Origin of the sequence: Fictibacillus phosphorivorans (assembly GCF_001629705.1) — a bacterium.
In the GTDB taxonomy this organism is placed as follows: Bacteria; Bacillota; Bacilli; order Bacillales; family Fictibacillaceae; genus Fictibacillus; species Fictibacillus phosphorivorans_A.
This window is the reverse complement of the sequence record NZ_CP015378.1, coordinates 2,793,357-2,811,129: the sequence shown is the minus strand read 5'-3', so window position 1 is coordinate 2,811,129 and position 17,773 is coordinate 2,793,357. Positions and strand designations below refer to the sequence as shown.

The window sequence follows — 17,773 nt, the reverse complement described above, 5'->3', positions numbered from 1 at the left end:
TATATTTACGCTCTACATTAAAACTTGCTGTAATCTTGCATGAAGAGATCTTCTGTCAATCTCTTTTTTTATAAGTAGAATAAAGTCCTGACTAAGTTTCAATTCTCTAGCTTTTAAGTAGGATTCAATCAACAGGTCGTCTGAAAGTTTTTCCATAATATAGCCCTTACGAAGCGGCATGGTCACCTCCTGCTTTTGATAAAAATAATAATAAAAAAGTATTCTACATTCATATGGAATGAATAGGATGGTAAGTTCATGATTTATGTACTTGCTTTATGTACTTTGAAGCTTACCATGTATTGTAAAAAGGAACAACCGTTCGTTTATCCACAGTGTTTGGTGGATAAGTTGTGGGTAAAGTGTTAACATCTTTTAGAAAGATAACTCATACTTAGGGGAATAATGTGAATAAGATTATCCACATTTTGAGTAGGGGAACAAATTGTCGAAAACTTTTTGTTTTTCTAAACTATTTATAATAAATTCGTAGTGAGGTCTTGCAAAAACTTTGATTTAGAAGAAAAACCTTATGGGATGCTATTGATATTTATAGATAATGACAGGTATTGCAGAAAAATCGTTTGTACTTCCTTTCATTACTGGTAAAATAGATACGTTGAAAAGGAAACGTGAAGAGGTGCTAGAATGTTAAAACATTTTTTACCGGATCAACATGTTCAAAATATATTGGACATCACACCGGAAATGTTAGTTGAGCGTGGAGTAAAAGGTATTATTACAGACTTAGATAATACGCTTGTGGAATGGGACCGACCTGAAGCGACTCCAGAATTGATCGAGTGGTTTACTTCTATTAAAGAAAAAGGTATTTTGATCACAATTGTTTCAAACAATACACAACATAGAGTAAAGAGCTTCTCAGATCCTGTGGGTATCCCTTTTATCTATAGTGCTAGAAAACCAATGACCAAAGCTTTCAAACGTGCTTTGAAAGATATGAAGCTGAAAAATGAACAAGTTGTTGTGATTGGAGATCAGCTTCTTACTGACGTACTTGGTGGAAATCGATTAGGTTTGCATACTATACTCGTAGTACCAGTGGCTAGCAGTGATGGTTTTTGGACAAGGTTTAACAGAAAAATCGAACGCATCATTTTGTCTTGGATGAAAAGAAAAGGCATGCTGCATTGGGAGGAATAGGTTTGGAACAAGTAAAATGTGTGGGTTGTGGAGTTTCCATACAAACAGAAGACAAAGAAGCGCTTGGATACGCACCTCTTTCGGCACTGACGAAAGAGCTGCCAATTTGCCAGCGCTGTTTTCGTTTAAAACACTATAATGAAATTCATGACGTAAGTTTAACAGATGATGATTATCGTAAAATCGTCTCAAGTATTGGAGATGAAGATGCACTAGTTGTTAAAATCGTTGATATTTTTGATTTTAATGGAAGCTGGTTACCGGGACTTCATCGTTACGCGGGTAACAATCCGATTCTTCTTGTCGGTAACAAGCTCGATCTGCTTCCAAAATCAGTGAATCCGAACAAGGTGATCCATTGGATGAAGAAGGAAGCAAAAGAGCTAGGCTTGAAACCGATAGATGTAAAATTGATCTCTGCTGACAAAGGTTATGGTATTGAAGAATTGGCAGAATCTATCGACTATTACCGTCAAGGAAAAGACGTATATGTTGTTGGGTGTACGAACACAGGAAAATCTACGTTCATAAACCGTTTGATCAAACAATTTGGCGAGGAAGCCGCTGACTTAATCACAACTTCTCATTTTCCTGGTACAACATTAGATCTCATTGATATTCCACTCGACGGAAGAAGTCACATGTACGACACGCCTGGAATCATTAATCACCACCAGATGGCGCATTTTGTTTCAAAGAAAGAATTGAACATCATCATGCCTAAAAAAGAGATCAAACCTATGGTGTTTCAGTTGAATGAGCTGCAGACTCTGTATTTTGGCGGACTAGGAAGAATGGATTATATAAAGGGAGGCAAACAGTCATTTGTATGCCATTTTTCAAACCATTTGAATATCCATCGAACGAAGACCGACAAAGCGGACGAATTATATGAGAAACATCTAGGACACATGTTAGCTCCACCTGAAGATACCGAGAACTTTCCGAAGCTTAAACGCTATGAATTTGTTATAAAGGAAAGCAAAACAGATATTGTGATCTCTGGACTAGGCTGGGTAACTTTCCCAGAAGCTGGTGCAAAGGTCGCTTTTTATGCGCCAGAGGGTGTAGCAGTAACGGTTCGAACATCCTTAATCTAAGGAGAGATTTTTCATCATGATTAAAGCACTTGTCATCGGAGATCCAATCGATCATTCTTTGTCACCTGTCATGCAAACGGCGGCATTCCAGGAATCAGGTATTACGGGAACCTATGAAAAAAAACGTGTACCTTCAGATGAATTGGAGAAATTCGTTAAATTTCTAAAAGAAAGCAACTATGCAGGATGTAACATTACTATTCCTCATAAAGTAGCTATTCTTCCTCTTTTAGACGAGGTTGATGAAGAAGCAAAAGAGATTGGCGCAGTTAACACAGTCGTGAATAAAGATGGAAAGCTGATCGGGTATAATACAGACGGTAAGGGATTCTTATTAGGGTTGAAAGAAAAGATCAAAAAGCCACTTTCAGAGTTGAACGTTCTATTGATCGGAGCGGGTGGAGCTGCTCGATCTATCGCTTATGCCCTTAGTAAGGAAGCTCCTAACTATTTGGCGATAGCGAATCGTTCAGAAGAACGTCTTCAATCTTTATTAAAAGACTTGAACGATGATCGTATAGAAGGCTTTTCTTTACAACAAGCTGAAGAAGATACTGCGCGTTTTGATGTATTGATCAACACGACCAATGCGGGTATGCATCCAGATACGGAATCTATTCCGCTGAAACTTAACACTCTAAAAAAAGACGCAGTGGTAAGTGATATCGTGTATAATCCACTGACCACAAGGTGGCTTAAGGAAGCAGAGAAAAAAGGCGCCACAACAGATAATGGTGTATCTATGCTCGTCATGCAAGGAGCTATGGCATTTGAAAAGTGGACAGGTACTTTTCCTGATACAAATAATATGAAACAAGTCGTTATGGAACAACTTAGGAGGTAACTATGCTTACAGGTAAACAAAAACGTTTTTTAAGATCTAAGGCACACCACATTCAACCTATTTTTCAGGTTGGTAAAGGTGGAGTGAATTCAAATTTAATCAAACAGGTTGAGGAAGCACTAGAAGCGAGAGAGCTGATTAAAGTTAGCGTGCTTCAAAACTGCGAAGATGATAAAGATACAGTAGCGTCACAGCTTTATTCTGGTTCAAAAGCAGAGTTAGTTCAGGTGATCGGTAGTACGATCGTACTTTACAAAGAATCGATCAATCAAAAACGCATCCAACTCCCTTAAGGAGTGATATGTAATGAATAAAGAAATAGGACTTTTTGGAGGTACGTTTAATCCACCACATATCGGACATATGCTAATTGCTCAAGAAGCATTAACTCAATTGCACCTAGATGAAGTATGGTGGATGCCTTCTTCTGCACCTCCTCATAAAGAAAAAGACAATGAAGTCTCTGATGAGATACGCATAGAAATGGTGCAAAAAGCGATTGGTAACAATGAGCAGTTTTCCCTTTCATTGCTTGAATTTGAGAGAAGTGGACCTTCATATACTATTGATACGATACGTCTTCTAAAAGAAAAATACCCTTCTGTAAACTTCACTTTTATTATGGGTGGAGACATGGTTCATTCCTTAAGCGACTGGCATAAAATTGATGAGTTAAAGAACCTTGTTGATTTTGCAGGTGTCGGTCGTGCGGGGTATGCGGTTGACCATCATTGGGAGAGGTATCGGGTAAAACGTGTAGAAGTACCTATTATTGAGATCTCGTCATCGTTTATACGTAATCGGTCACGCGCTGGTCAGAATATTCGTTACTATGTTTCAGATCAGGTTTGGAATCATATAAAGGAGAACCACCTTTATGGAACGAAATAAAGCATTAGAAATTGTGAAAAAACAGCTCACAGAGCATCGTTACATCCATACCTTAGGAGTGGAAGAGGCAAGTCTTGTTTTAGCTAAAAAATATGGTGTAGATCTTAAAAAAGCTGAAATTGCTGCCATATTTCATGATTATGCTAAATTTCGACCAAAGGAAGAGATGAGAGAGATCGTACGAAGCGAGAGACTTTCACAAGACTTGTTACACTATGGTAATGAAGTATTGCATGCGCCGGTCGGAGCATATTTAGTGAAAAAAGAAGTGGGAATAACGGATGAAGCCATACTGCGTGCGATCTATTACCATACAACGGGTAACGGAGCGATGACTCTGCTTGAGAAGGTAATATTCTTAGCAGATTACATAGAACCGAACCGTAATTTCCCGGGTGTGGAAAGTGTCAGAGAGATGGCAGAGAATGATCTTGATCAAGCTTGTTTGATGGCAGTTCGGAACACGATTGCTTTTCTAATGAAACAGAATCAAAAGATCTATCCACTCACGTTTGAAGCGTACAATGGATTGCTTCAAGAGATTAAACTAAAAAAAGAGAAGGAGTGCACTGGATGAACGTAAAAGAGCTTATGGAATTGGTCGTAAAGACCGCTGATGATAAAAGAGCAGAAAACATTGCTGTTTTAGATATGGAAGGAATTTCACTTGTAGCGGATTACTTTGTTATCTGTCATGGTAATTCTGAAAAACAAGTTCAAGCGATTGCAAGAGAACTAAAAGATGTTGCCTTAGAGAATGATATTCAAATTCGCAGAATGGAAGGTTTTGACCATGCAAGATGGGTTTTAATCGATCTGGCAAACATCGTCGTTCATGTATTCCATCGCGATGATCGCAGCTATTATAATCTTGAGAAATTATGGGGAGACGCGAATAAGATTGATGTAGATGCTATTATTGCCCCACAACAAAACATATAGATGAGTTATCAGCGATTTGCCTATCTATACGATGAGTTGATGGAGGACGCTCCATACGATGAATGGCTTAACTTTGTTAAAACATCCGCCTCAAAGCATTTAGAAAATGGAAAGCGGTTTTTAGATGTAGGTTGTGGGACGGGATCGATGACGGTTCTACTTGCTAAAGAAGGCTTTGATGTTACAGGGGTGGATCTTTCAACAGACATGTTGATGGTCGCCAAAGAGAAAGCCGAACTCGAAAAAGTGAAACTGAACCTTTTTCAGCAAGATATGCGAGAGTTAGAAGGACTAGGTGTCTTTGATTGTGTAACGATATTATGTGACTCGCTGAATTATATCTTGACGGAAGAAGATGTAAAACGTACATTTCTTTCAGCTGGTAACCACCTGAAAACAGGAGGACTCCTTCTTTTCGATGTTCATTCCATACATAAGATCAATGAAATCTTTATCGGACAAACATTTGGAAGTAATGATGAAAAGCTATCTTACATATGGCAATGCTATCAAGGTGAGCTTGAAAACAGTGTGGAACATGACCTATCCTTCTTCATGCAAAACGGAGAACGATACGAGCGATATGATGAACTGCATACACAAAGAACATTCGCCATCGAGGACTATTGTAATTGGTTAAAAGAGTGTGGATTTGAACACTTAGATATCTCAGCCGATTTCAAAGGAACAGAGCCTACCGAAGAAAGTGAACGAATCTTATTTGTCGCGAGAAAAAAATAAAATCATGAGAAGGCAGCCTAGGTGCTGTCTTTTTTATTAGGAAGCGTTACAATTACACATAAGAATGATTACTTTTCTAGAGAATTAGGTGATATACATGTTTGATCAAGATCCATTGTTCAAAAACAACATTCTAGAGACGATCATCGATAGTGCTTACGAGTGGATAGTCGTTGTTGATCACGAAGGAATCGTCCGATACATGAATAAAACGTACTGCGAGTTTCTAGGCGAAAACCCTAAAGAAGTAATAGGAAAGCATGTTACTAAGGTTATTGAAAATACAAAAATGCACAGAGACGTTTTACAAGGAAAAGTTGAGATTGCGGATCTTCAGTTCATTAGAGGCAACTACATGATAGCAAACCGTATACCAATTCTAAATGATGGAAAAGTAATTGGAGCTGTTGGAACCGTAATATTTAGAGATACAGAACAATGGAAAAAGATGAACTCTCACATAAAAGCGCTCCTTCATGAACTCAATTTCTATAAAAAAGAGTGGGAAGAAATAAATGGAGCTTCTTATACATTGAACGACTTTGCCGGTACTTCAACAGAAGTTCAAAAAGTAAAGAAGCATGTGAAGAATATTGCCAGTGGGGATCTATCAGTATTGATCCGTGGGGAGAGTGGTACAGGAAAAGAGTTGCTAGCCCATAGTATCCACCAATTAAGTGAAAGAAGTGGAAAGCCTTTCATCAAACTAAATTGCGGAGCGGTTCCTGAGCATCTGTTTGAATCTGAACTCTTCGGCTACTCTGAAGGGGCATTTACAGGTGCAAAAAAAGGTGGAAAACTAGGTAAGTTTCAGCTTGCAGACGGTGGAACTTTATTCTTAGATGAGATTGGCGATCTTCCTCAAAGCATGCAAATAAAACTGTTGCGTGTTCTTCAAGAAAAAGAAGTAGAGCCAGTAGGTTCAGTACATACGCAAAAAGTAAATGTTCGGGTGATCGCTGCTACAAATCGCCCATTAGAGAGATTAATCAATGAAAATAAGTTTCGTGAAGACTTGTTCTATCGTATAAATGTTCTTCAAATTCAAATCCCACCACTTCGTGATAGGAAAGAAGATATCTGGCCACTCGCTGAAAACTTTATCCGCTTGAACTGTGCTGAAACTGGTAAACGGATACTAAGTATTGATGACGATGTAAAAGAAGCATTCTTAGCCTACAGCTGGCCAGGAAATGCTAGAGAGCTAAAAAACTTCGTAGAAGCAGCCATCCAGCTTACACATAGTGACCGATTATCGTTAGATGTTTTTCCTGATTTTTTAAAAGAAAAACTTGGAATCAATAGAAAGCAGCTGACCTTAAAAGAACACATTCAAGAAACTGAGAAAAATGTGATCTCATACTACTTGGAGACGATGAACGGAGATATTATGCGTGTCGCTAAACATCTAGGCATCGGAAAGACGAATCTATATGATAAGATAAAAAAATATAACATTCGATAAGGTACTCTGATTTTCCGAAAAACCGGAAAGAACTTCCGTTTTTTCGGAATGTTTCATTTTGTTAATTATAATCTGACGTATCAAGCCCGGTCCGCTTAATGTGGTTTTCTATAGTCAAATAATCTTTGTAACGTTTTATTAATTTCCGTTTTTACGGAAAATCTAAATTTTCTAGCTTACATCTTATACCTTTTGATGTTGGCATAAAACTTGCAAATAATTTACAGGGTGTAACCGATTTGGAAAGGTGATGATGCTAAAAAAATGAAAGCGCTTCAAAAATGTTAAATTGATAGAATGGGGGAATATGAAATGGACATTATTATTATTTTATTAGCATTATTCTTTTTAATGTTCGTAGCTTACAGAGGATTCAGCGTTATTCTATTTGCACCAATCGCTGCATTGTTTGCTGTATTGCTTACTGAACCTGGTCACGTACTACCTTTCTTCTCAGGTGTATTTATGGAGAAGATGGTCGGCTTCATCAAACTTTATTTTCCGGTCTTTCTACTAGGAGCCATCTTCGGAAAAGTTATTGAAATGTCAGGCTTTGCGAAATCAATCACTCAGTTCGTTATCAAACTAATCGGACCTGCAAGAGCGATGCTTGCGATCGTACTCGTTGGTGCGATATTGACTTATGGTGGAGTATCATTGTTTGTTGTTGCTTTTGCACTCTATCCATTTGCATCTGAACTATTTAAGCTTGCGGATATTCCTAAAAGACTTATCCCAGGTACGATCGCACTAGGTGCTTTTACATTTACGATGGATGCTTTTCCTGGGAGTCCACAGATACAAAATATTATCCCAACCTCTTTCTTTGGTACAACAACGTGGGCTGCACCTTGGCTCGGGTTTATCGGGGGAATGTTTGTTTTCATCACAGGTATGATCTATCTGGAATGGAGACGTAGACAAGCGGCTGCAAAAGGAGAAGGTTACGGAACAGGACATAGCAACGAACCTGAGAAAATGGATTCAGAAAATCTGCCTAATGCCTTTATAGCGATTCTTCCTCTTATTTTGGTTGGCGTGTTCAATAAATGGTTCACTGTTTTGATTCCGAAATATTACGGAAAGACGTTCGATTTTTCTGCGATTGGAATGAAGAATGTACCTGAGATACAAATTCCATCTTTAGCTGCAGTATGGGCAGTCGAAGGTGCTTTGATCATAGGTATCGTTACCGTTCTTTTGTTCTCGTTCAAGAGAATTAAAAACAACTTTAATAAAGGAATTAATCTATCGATCGGTGGAGCGTTGCTTGCAACACTAAACACAGCATCTGAGTATGGGTTTGGTGGTGTTATCGCAGCACTACCAGGCTTTACTGCTGTAAATTCCGCGATGTCGAATACGATTAAAGATCCGTTGATCAATGAAGCGGTTACGACTACAACATTAGCTGGTATTACAGGATCAGCTTCTGGTGGAATGAGTATCGCGCTCGCAACGATGAGTGAAACGTATATCGCACAGGCTGACAAACTAGGAATCGATCCAGAAGTACTTCACCGTGTTGCTTCTATGGCGAGTGGTGGAATGGATACACTTCCTCACAACGGTGCTGTTATTACGTTGTTAGCTGTTACAGGATTGACCCATAAACAAGCGTATATTGACATTTTTGCGATGACTATTATTAAGACGATTGCCGTATTTGTTATTATTGGTCTTTATTACGGACTTGGGATCGTATAACCAATTTCATAGAAAGGAGTAAGCATTTTATGAGAGCGTTCGTTGAGGGAAAAGTGGTTTTTATTACAGGAGCAGCAAGTGGGATCGGCTTACAGTTAGCAAAAGCATTCGCAGAACAAGGAGCTAAAGTAGCAATCAGTGATCTAGATCCTGAGCGTGCCAAGGATTCTGCACAATCGCTCGTGCAAGCTGATCTAGATGCGATTGGAATCGGCTGTAATGTGACACAAGAAAATGAGTTAACAGAAGCATTGGATGAAACATTGAAGCACTATGGTCGTATCGATGTGCTGATCAACAATGCAGGATTGCAGTTCGTGTCGCCACTCGAAGAGTTTCCAACAGAGAAGTTTCAACAGTTGATCAATGTTATGCTGACAGCTCCATTCATAGCGACAAAACATGTCTTTCCAATCATGAAAAAACAAGGGTTCGGACGTATCATAAATATGGCCTCAATCAATGGACTTGTAGGTTTTGCCGGAAAATCCGCATACAATAGTGCAAAGCATGGCGTTATCGGACTAACGAAAGTGGCCGCTTTAGAAGGTGCGCCACATGGAATAACGGTAAATGCGGTTTGCCCTGGTTATGTTGATACACCACTTGTAAGAGGACAATTAGAAGATCTGGCGAAAACAAGAAACGTTGAGTTAGAGAAAGTTCTGGAAGAAGTGATCTATCCACTTGTTCCTCAAAAAAGATTGTTAGATGTTCAAGAAATAGCAGATTACACACTCTTTCTTTCTAGTGAGAATGCGAAGGGTGTTACAGGGCAAGCGATTGTGATCGACGGCGGCTATGTTTCGCAATAAAGAATAGAGAAGTTATTGACATTCACTATATTTAGTGTCAAAGTAGATAATACAAAACTATATATGGAGAATTCAGGTGCCGGAACATCCGGCTTAAAAGGGAATTCGGTTCAATGCCGAAGCTGTCCCCGCAACTGTAATTGTGGACGAAATGGAATAGCCACTGTACAGATCAGTTAATAAAATGACTGCTGTATGGGAAGGCCCAAAGTAGGAAGAAGCAAAAGCCAGTAGACCTGCCTGAAGACTCCTATTTTCTTTTCCTCGGGGATTGGGAGAAAGAACTGCCGCTGTTTTATGCTAACTATCATCTAGCAAAATACATGTGATTCTTGAAACCCTCTTCCTGATGGAAGAGGGTTTTTATTATGACCTAAGGAGTGTTTTAACTATGAAAATGACAACTGAAAACTCTTTGCTCGGGGAGTGGTTAAGGAGTTGTGTCAAAAATTATCCGAACATACAAGCGGACAACTTTCTAAAACATGCGGAGAAATTAGAAAATCATACACAGGAATCAAGCTCACTTTATAGACAGTTAATCATGGAAGCATTAAATGGATTGGATGCAGAGAACCCAGAGTGGACGTTTGTGGCATCACAGATCTATTTAAGGCAGTTGTATGAAGAAGTAATGAAGAATCGTGTGGAGACAAGAAATAAGCCATATACGAACCTCTATGGGTTGATCACAAAGTTAGTAGGGATGGATATCTATGATGATACCATTCTCTCATCATACTCAAAGGAAGACTTGGAGAAAGCAGAAAATATGATCGATCCATCTAGAGATAAGCTTTTTACATACATTGGACTAAAAACGCTAGCGGATCGGTACTTGGCAAAAGGATTCAATCATGAAATCTATGAATTGCCACAAGAACGCTGGATGTTGATCGCGTTGTTTTTAATGAGAGACGAGAACAAAATGAATAGGCTTCAATTAGTCGAAGAAGCATACTGGGCTCTCTCCAATCTATATATGACGGTTGCTACCCCGACATTAGCGAATGCAGGTAAGAGTTATGGCCAGCTTAGCTCATGTTTTATTGATACGATCGACGATAGCTTAAGAGGGATATTTGATTCTAATACAGATGCTGCAACTGTTTCAAAAGGTGGAGGTGGACTCGGGATCTATCTCGGGAAAATTAGGGCTAGAGGTTCGGATATTAAAGGATTCAAAGGAAATTCATCGGGTGTAATACCTTGGATGAAACAGTTGAACAACACAGCGGTATCTGTCGATCAGCTTGGCCAGAGGCAAGGAGCGATTGCTGTTTACTTAGACATTTGGCATAAAGACATCCTAGAGTTTTTAGATGCAAAATTAAATAATGGTGATGAACGAATGAGAACGCATGACCTATTTACAGGTGTCTGTCTGCCGGACCTTTTCATGGAATGCGTGGAAAAACGCGAGGATTGGTATCTGTTCGATCCTCATGAGGTAAGAAAGATCAAAGGGTATTCCTTAGAAGATTTCTACGATGAAAGAATTGGTTCAGGTAACTTTAGTGAAAGATATAAAGATTGTGTCAACGATGAGAGACTTTCAAAAAAGTGTATTCCTGCTATTGAAATTATGAAACGGATCATGAAGTCGCAACTTGAAACCGGAACACCTTTCATGTTTTATCGAGATACTGTCAACCGGTTAAATCCCAATGCACATAAAGGGATGGTCTATGCTTCTAACCTATGTACAGAAATTATGCAAAACATGTCTGCAACAGTGGTCACGTCAGAGAAAGCAGAGAACGGAGAAATCGTCATCAGAAAAACGCCAGGAGATTTTGTTGTTTGTAATCTATCTTCTCTTTCGCTTGCTAAAGTCATCGGCGCTAACGTACTCAAAAGAGTTATCGATATCCAGATCCGAATGCTCGATAACGTTATTGATCTTAATCGTATAGATGTACCTCAAGCGGAGCTAACAAATAAGAAATATCGTGCGATCGGTGTAGGTACGTTTGGATGGCACCATCTCTTAGCAAAAGAGGGAATCAAGTGGGAAAGTGAAGAAGCGGTTACGTATGCTGATCATCTCTATGAGACCATCAATTATTATGTGATCAATGCTAGTTGTGAGCTTGCGAAAGAAAAGGGAAGATATCAAGCGTTTTTGGGTTCGGATTGGGAAACCGGAAACTATTTTTCAAAACGGAACTATTCCTCTAAAGAGTGGGAGAGTTTAAAAGAAAGAGTTAACATACATGGTCTAAGGAATGGATACCTCATTGCAGTGGCACCGAATTCATCGACTTCGATCATCGCAAATTCAACACCGAGTGTGGATCCGATATTTAAAAAATTCTATTCCGAAGAAAAAAAGAATTACAAGATCCCTGTAACAGCACCCGATTTGAATGCAGAAACAACATGGTACTATAAATCCGCGTTCTTGATCGATCAAACTTGGAGTATCGAACAGAATGCTGCTAGACAAAGACACGTCGATCAGTCCATTTCGTTTAATCTTTATGTTAATCACAACATCAAGGCAAAAGATCTGTTACACCTTCATCTGTTAAGCTTTAAAAAAGGGTTAAAGACTACTTATTATACTAGGTCTACTTCGATTGAGTTAGAAGGATGTGAAAGCTGTGAAAGTTAAAGAGGTTGAACACCTTAAAGAGAGAAGAATCTATGATGTGGAAGCTCCTAATCGATCTACAGGAATTATCAACGGTAAGAGTTCAAATATTTTAAACTGGGACGATGTGAGATATAAGTGGGCTTATCCCCTATACAAAAACATGTTGGCTAATTTTTGGACGCCGTTCGAGATCAATATGTCTAGTGATAGTAAGCAATATGTTAATTTGAGTGAAAAAGAGCAAGATACTTTTAATAAAATTATTGGTTTATTGGCGTTCTTAGATAGTGTTCAAACAGATTATTCGAGTAAAGTGGCAGCATATTTAACAGATTCCAGTCTTGCTGCGCTCATGGCGACTCTATCGTTTCAAGAAGTCGTTCATAATCAGTCCTATTCGTATGTGTTGTCCTCTTTGGTACCGAAGAGCAAGCAGGATGAAATATTTGAATACTGGAAAACAGATGAGGTGCTAAGAGAGAGGAATGATTTCATTGTTGAAGGGTATGAGGAATTTCTTCAAACCCCTACGCCTCGTACCTTTTTGAAATCTATTATTTACGACGTGATTCTTGAAGGATTGAATTTTTATTCCGGATTCAGCTTTTTTTATAATTTAGCCAGGAATCAAAAGATGGTTTCGACTTCAACGATGATCAACTATATTAATAGAGATGAGCAGCTGCATGTTTATCTATTTACTCAAATTTTCAAGGGAATATTAGAAGAAGATCCGCAATTAAGAGATGCAGAGCTGGAGAATTTTGCGAGGGACACGTTTGACAGGGCCGCTCAGCTTGAGATCAAGTGGAGTAAATATATTATAGGAAATTCATTTGAGGGCATTCGTGAAGCCGATCTTGAAGCATATATTAAATTTATGGCGAATAAACGGTTGAACGAGTTAGGTTTTAACAAACTATACCCAGAATACAATAAGAATCCACTTCCCTGGATAAAAGCATATTCTGATGTGAATTCCGGAAAAAGTGACTTTTTTGAGCAGAAATCGAGACAATACACGAAAGTTTCGGATGAAAACGGGTTCGATGAACTATAGAAAGCCGGGATTTAGATCCCGGCTTTCTTTTTTTATATGTTTTATAATGACGATAGAAATTACTTGAGTTCTTCTTTCACTTCAAACTGCTGACTCACTTTGTCGCATTCTTCATGATATTTTTCGTGTGTACGCTTAATAACATGGTCGAATACTTCATCGACCTCATTGCTCAGGATCTTGATCCCTTCTCCTGTGATACCACCCTTTACGCATACCTTTTGAATAAGTGTTGGTAACGTATAGATGTCTTTCTCAAGTAGTTTTCCCATTCCGATAATCATATCGCTTGCCAGTTGAGTTGCCTGTGCTTTTGTGATATCGGTTTGATCGACTGCTGAATTAATAAAGCATTGCAGAACATAACCCATAAACGCCGGCCCGCAACTCGCGATATCTGAAGAGATCCGAGTGATATTTTCATCGATAACGAGTGGTGTAGAAATAGAGCTCATTAAAGATAGAAGTTTCTCTTTGTAATCAGGGTGACACCTTTTCCCGAACGATACAAGAGATGATCCAGCTAGTGCTCGGTTATTAATGCTTGGGATAGCTCTTGCAATATTGCAATCTAGCAGATCTTCCAGCTGTTCACATGAAATAGGACTCGTAATCGAAACAAGCAATTGATGTTTAGAGATTGAATTTTTATTGCTAGAAAGCAATGAATAAAACTCGTGTGGCTTCACACATATAAACACAATCTCAGCGAATCGAAAAACTTCTTCAGGGGTATTTCCGACCTTCAACTTCGGATAGGCATTCTGCAGCCTCTCCGCTTTTGACAGTGTACGGTTAGTGACCATGAGCCTTGATGGCTGAATGGCTGAAGATTCGATAAAAGAAGAAGCAAGAACGCTTCCCATATTTCCGGTTCCGATAATTCCAACCTTCATATCTGAACCTCCTTCCTCTACGTTCAAATTTATGCACGTTGTGAATCAAATATGTTTTTTGTAAGTTCAAGCCTAATTAAGAAGGTGAAATGATGGAAAAATACAAGCAGCATATGAACTGGTTTATTGGCGGTGGCATATTATTGATCCTTGCAATTATTGTATCTCTAATGAATTATTTTCAAAGTGAACCAAATATGCCTACTACCTCACAAATACCTAAACAAACGGAACCGGAATCGCTAATTTCCACTGATAAGCCTAATGGAAAGAATGAGGAAAACAACAAAAGAAAGACCGAGATTATGGTTGATGTGCAAGGAAGTGTTAATCGTCCGGGAGTTTACGAGTTAAAAGAAGGAGACCGTGTGTTGCATGCGATACAAATGGCTGGTGGTTTTGAGGAAAGAGCAGAAATTCGTTCCGTTAATCAAGCGTTAAAAATATCCGATGAGATGATCGTGTATGTAGCAGAGAAAGGTGAAAAGTATGAGTTGCAACAAGCTTCCAGTAAACCTTTGGACGAAAACGGTACGGTGGTTAACATCAATTCTGCGGATGAAACAGTACTTCAAACGCTAAACGGTGTTGGTCCTGCAAAAGCTCAAAACATTATCTCCTATCGAGAAGAGAACGGTCCTTTCACAACTTTAGAACAGTTGTTAGAAGTTAGGGGAATCGGAGAGAAGACCATCGAACAGTGGAGAGATCAAATTAGCTTTGAGTAAGGGTTTTTATTGATTCTTTAAATGACGAATACTACACTAGGGTTATAGAAATAGAGGAGGCGGTTAGCGTTGCAGCGAATATCGTGGAACGAATATTATATGGCACAAAGTCAATTGCTTGCACTAAGAAGTACATGTACTAGATTAGCAGTTGGAGCAACAATAGTGAGAGATAAACGGATTATCGCTGGAGGTTATAATGGCTCGATCTCAGGTGGTGTTCATTGTATTGACGAAGGCTGTTATGTCATTGATGGTCATTGTGTGAGAACGATTCATGCCGAGATGAACGCCCTATTGCAATGTGCAAAGTTCGGTGTACCGACAGAAGGTGCCGAAATGTACGTAACCCACTTCCCTTGTCTGCATTGTTGTAGATCAATCATACAGAGTGGTATCAAAAAGATCTATTACGGTCAGGACTATAAAAATCATCCCTATAGCATTGAGCAGTTTAAAGAAGCGGGAGTCATCGTTGAAAAAGTTGAAATGAACTTCTTGCCTTCTACATTTCTTACGCATAAAGCATGAACCCAAGATATGCCGTCTTAAGTGCTGGCTCTGTATTCTATGGGATATGGCTTTCCAAGCATCCTTCGGTAACCGGGATCGTTTTGCTGGCTTTCCTGGTTATCGTTATTTTTATACAACTTAGACAAAAATCTATATATATCCTTATTTTTCTACCCATCTTTTTCACTTACTCTCATTACGATAGCACTCATAGTTTCACAAAGCTAACAGCAGAGCAGATCATGTTTTCAGGCAGTATTAAATCGATTCCCAAGATAGATGGAAACTTATTGAGTTTTGAACTTGTAACGAATGATGAAACGGTTGTAGTTTATCATAAAATAAAATCAGCGTTTGAAAAAGAACAGCTAAAAAAACTAAGTATCAACCTATCATGCATTATAAAAGGAAAACTTGAAAAACCCCGAAAAAAAAGCCATTTTTATGGAATGGATTATCGTGAGTATTTAAAGAACAACAAGATCTATTGGACTTTAAAAACGGTAGAGTTTGGCGTGGAGTACTGTAAGAAGACAAATAAGTTAAGTGTTCATGAACACATCAAGAGTTGGAGAAGTAAGAATATTAAAGAATTAGAACGTCATTTTTCCAATAACACAGCCGGTCTGATGAATGCTCTGCTTTTTGGTTATAGAAACGGAATTGAGGCAGAAACACTTCATTACTATCAAGGTTTAGGCTTGACCCATCTATTGGCGGTATCCGGATTTAATGTTGGAATTGTTACTTACTTTTTATACGTAATTCTTGTTAGGGTAGGTGTGGTTAAGGAAATTGCTTATGGATTGATCATCATTTTCTTACCGGTTTATATTGTTCTCACGGGAGCAGAGAGCTCAATCATACGAGCGGGTATGATGGGCATCATCGTGATATGTTTTATGATGTTAAGAAGAAAAATGCACCCTGTAACCCTGTTGTCAACGGTATGCATAGGGATGCTGAGCTATAATCCTTCCTTTGCTTTTAATCTTGGGTTTCAACTTTCTTTTTTGATGACATTCGTATTGATCACTTCAATTTATGTACTCGAAAAGGCTTCTCCTCTTAGATTGCTGATTTTGACTTCATTCATCTGTTCTTTATTTTCCTTCCCAATCATTTTGTATCATTTCTTTGAATTTTCATTGTTATCAATTCCCTTTAATGTGTTATACATCCCATTCGTATCCATGGTCTTGTTTCCCCTTTCTTTTTTTACTCTACTTCTTTCTATTTTTGCACCAAGAACCATTCCGATCGTTAACGAGATTATTGAATCCTTGTTTAATTTCTCTGTGTTGTTTATGGAAAAGGCTCAATTCCTCAAAATGGCTGTTGTTTTAGGCAGGCCAACAGATTGGATATTTGGTCTTTATTTTGTTGCGATTTTTTACTTACTCTATAGATGGGAGCTTACCAAACGCATTCACATAGTGTTCTCTGTGCCCTTCCTTTTTGTCTGCTTCATTCATTGGGGAGTACCATATGTGAACCCAAATGCAACAATATCATTTATTAATGTAGGACAAGGAGATAGCATCCTCGTTGAATTACCCTATAGAAAAGCCGTCTATTTGATAGATACTGGCGGTTCAGTTTCATTTGATCAAGAGGATTGGGAAAAAAGAGAGGAAGAATATGACGTTACAAAAGAAGTCGTATATCCATTCTTAAAAGCGAAAGGAATTCGACATTTAGATGGGTTGATGATCACACACGGAGATATGGACCATGCTGGGGGTGGTGAGTTTTTGCTTGAACATAGTAAGGTAAGTAATGTTTTTTTGCCATATAAACGAAAGAACAATAATCTTGAGAACCTCATCGAAACTACATCAGCCAAAAATAACATCAATGTGGTGAAGTTAGGTAAAGGTATGCAATGGGAATCAGCTCATTCCTCCTTTTTCGTTTTGCATCCAGGATCTCAAGAAAGTACTTCAAATAATAATTCTATCGTTCTTTGGCTAAAGATTTATAATCGTACATTTTTATTAACGGGTGATATGGAGGAGGAAGCTGAAAGGGAAGTCATAAATAGTTTTCCAAAAATAAAAGCGGATGTTCTTAAGGTTGGTCACCACGGTAGTGTAACTTCTTCAACGGCATCTTTTTTAGATAAGGTCTCTCCTCAATTTGGAATTATTTCAGCGGGGAAAAATAATTTATATGGCCATCCGGCACTAGAAGTTTTGAAAAGGTTACGTGAGAGAAACGTTACTATTTATCGGACAGATGAGCACGGGGATATTTCAATAATTGTAAACAAAAAGAGGATGAAAGTTAACACTGCACAATAAAAAAG

Annotated in this window: 18 protein-coding genes and 1 riboswitch; of the genes, 16 read left to right on the top strand and 2 right to left on the bottom strand. The window is 38.5% G+C overall.

The features are described 5' to 3' along the window. Positions 1-12: 12 nt before the first annotated feature. Positions 13-156: a sporulation histidine kinase inhibitor Sda gene (locus ABE65_RS14575; RefSeq protein WP_066400209.1), complete on the bottom strand. Its 144-nt coding sequence runs from the start codon at positions 154-156 to the stop codon at positions 13-15. Between the two features lie 492 nt (positions 157-648). On the opposite strand from ABE65_RS14575, the gene ABE65_RS14570 reads away from it, so the two are divergent. From ABE65_RS14570 to ABE65_RS14510, 13 genes are all read left to right on the top strand, one after another. Continuing rightward, positions 649-1,164: a YqeG family HAD IIIA-type phosphatase gene (locus ABE65_RS14570; protein ID WP_066396361.1), complete on the top strand. Its 516-nt coding sequence runs from the start codon at positions 649-651 to the stop codon at positions 1,162-1,164. Next, on the top strand, positions 1,161-2,264 hold the full coding sequence (gene yqeH, locus ABE65_RS14565; RefSeq protein ID WP_156499255.1) for a ribosome biogenesis GTPase YqeH: 1,104 nt from the start codon (positions 1,161-1,163) through the stop codon (positions 2,262-2,264). The genes ABE65_RS14570 and yqeH overlap by 4 nt, the downstream gene beginning before the upstream one ends. Before the next feature lie 16 nt (positions 2,265-2,280). Continuing rightward, complete coding sequence (aroE, locus tag ABE65_RS14560) at positions 2,281-3,108, top strand: shikimate dehydrogenase (RefSeq protein WP_066396356.1); 828 nt, start codon at positions 2,281-2,283, stop codon at positions 3,106-3,108. A 2-nt stretch (positions 3,109-3,110) separates the two neighbouring features. Then, entirely contained in the window at positions 3,111-3,401 is a 291-nt protein-coding gene (yhbY, locus tag ABE65_RS14555; RefSeq protein ID WP_066396353.1) for a ribosome assembly RNA-binding protein YhbY, read from the top strand. A gap of 13 nt (positions 3,402-3,414) precedes the next feature. Further along, positions 3,415-3,999: a nicotinate-nucleotide adenylyltransferase gene (locus tag ABE65_RS14550; RefSeq protein ID WP_066396351.1), complete on the top strand. Its 585-nt coding sequence runs from the start codon at positions 3,415-3,417 to the stop codon at positions 3,997-3,999. Then, complete coding sequence (gene yqeK / locus ABE65_RS14545) at positions 3,986-4,576, top strand: bis(5'-nucleosyl)-tetraphosphatase (symmetrical) YqeK (RefSeq protein ID WP_066396345.1); 591 nt, start codon at positions 3,986-3,988, stop codon at positions 4,574-4,576. The genes ABE65_RS14550 and yqeK overlap by 14 nt, the downstream gene beginning before the upstream one ends. Next, positions 4,573-4,941, top strand: a complete 369-nt coding sequence (gene rsfS / locus ABE65_RS14540) for a ribosome silencing factor (RefSeq protein ID WP_066396344.1) — start codon at positions 4,573-4,575, stop codon at positions 4,939-4,941. The genes yqeK and rsfS overlap by 4 nt, the downstream gene beginning before the upstream one ends. Then, positions 4,942-5,682 (top strand): class I SAM-dependent DNA methyltransferase, encoded by a 741-nt coding sequence (locus ABE65_RS14535; protein ID WP_066396342.1) that lies wholly within the window; start codon positions 4,942-4,944, stop codon positions 5,680-5,682. Between the two features lie 97 nt (positions 5,683-5,779). Beyond that, positions 5,780-7,147 (top strand): sigma-54 interaction domain-containing protein, encoded by a 1,368-nt coding sequence (locus ABE65_RS14530; RefSeq protein WP_066396340.1) that lies wholly within the window; start codon positions 5,780-5,782, stop codon positions 7,145-7,147. Positions 7,148-7,459: 312 nt separating this feature from the next. Then, positions 7,460-8,854: a GntP family permease gene (locus ABE65_RS14525; protein ID WP_066396338.1), complete on the top strand. Its 1,395-nt coding sequence runs from the start codon at positions 7,460-7,462 to the stop codon at positions 8,852-8,854. A gap of 29 nt (positions 8,855-8,883) precedes the next feature. After that, on the top strand, positions 8,884-9,669 hold the full coding sequence (locus ABE65_RS14520) for a 3-hydroxybutyrate dehydrogenase (RefSeq protein ID WP_066396335.1): 786 nt from the start codon (positions 8,884-8,886) through the stop codon (positions 9,667-9,669). 57 nt (positions 9,670-9,726) lie between these two features. Further along, positions 9,727-9,928: riboswitch (cobalamin riboswitch) on the top strand. 132 nt (positions 9,929-10,060) lie between these two features. Then, a complete protein-coding gene (locus tag ABE65_RS14515) occupies positions 10,061-12,286 on the top strand; it encodes a ribonucleoside-diphosphate reductase subunit alpha (protein WP_082861447.1) in 2,226 nt (741 codons plus the stop codon). Next, complete coding sequence (locus ABE65_RS14510) at positions 12,276-13,328, top strand: ribonucleotide-diphosphate reductase subunit beta (RefSeq protein WP_066396331.1); 1,053 nt, start codon at positions 12,276-12,278, stop codon at positions 13,326-13,328. Before ABE65_RS14515 ends, ABE65_RS14510 begins: the two co-directional genes overlap by 11 nt. 59 nt (positions 13,329-13,387) lie before the next feature. On the opposite strand, the gene comER is transcribed toward ABE65_RS14510, so the two are convergent. After that, complete coding sequence (gene comER / locus ABE65_RS14505) at positions 13,388-14,224, bottom strand: late competence protein ComER (RefSeq protein WP_066396329.1); 837 nt, start codon at positions 14,222-14,224, stop codon at positions 13,388-13,390. Between the two features lie 89 nt (positions 14,225-14,313). Between comER and ABE65_RS14500 the strand changes: the two genes are divergently transcribed. The 3 genes from ABE65_RS14500 to ABE65_RS14490 all read left to right on the top strand — a co-directional run bounded on the left by ABE65_RS14500 (position 14,314) and on the right by ABE65_RS14490 (position 17,768). Beyond that, positions 14,314-14,952 (top strand): helix-hairpin-helix domain-containing protein, encoded by a 639-nt coding sequence (locus tag ABE65_RS14500; RefSeq protein WP_082861446.1) that lies wholly within the window; start codon positions 14,314-14,316, stop codon positions 14,950-14,952. A gap of 69 nt (positions 14,953-15,021) precedes the next feature. Further along, positions 15,022-15,483 carry a ComE operon protein 2 gene (locus tag ABE65_RS14495; protein ID WP_066396327.1) on the top strand — a complete coding sequence of 154 codons (462 nt, stop codon included), beginning with the start codon at positions 15,022-15,024 and terminating at the stop codon, positions 15,481-15,483. Beyond that, the gene (locus tag ABE65_RS14490) at positions 15,480-17,768 is read left to right on the top strand and encodes a DNA internalization-related competence protein ComEC/Rec2 (protein ID WP_082861445.1); all 2,289 of its coding nucleotides are present in this window, start codon (positions 15,480-15,482) and stop codon (positions 17,766-17,768) included. The genes ABE65_RS14495 and ABE65_RS14490 overlap by 4 nt, the downstream gene beginning before the upstream one ends. Positions 17,769-17,773: the final 5 nt, after the last annotated feature.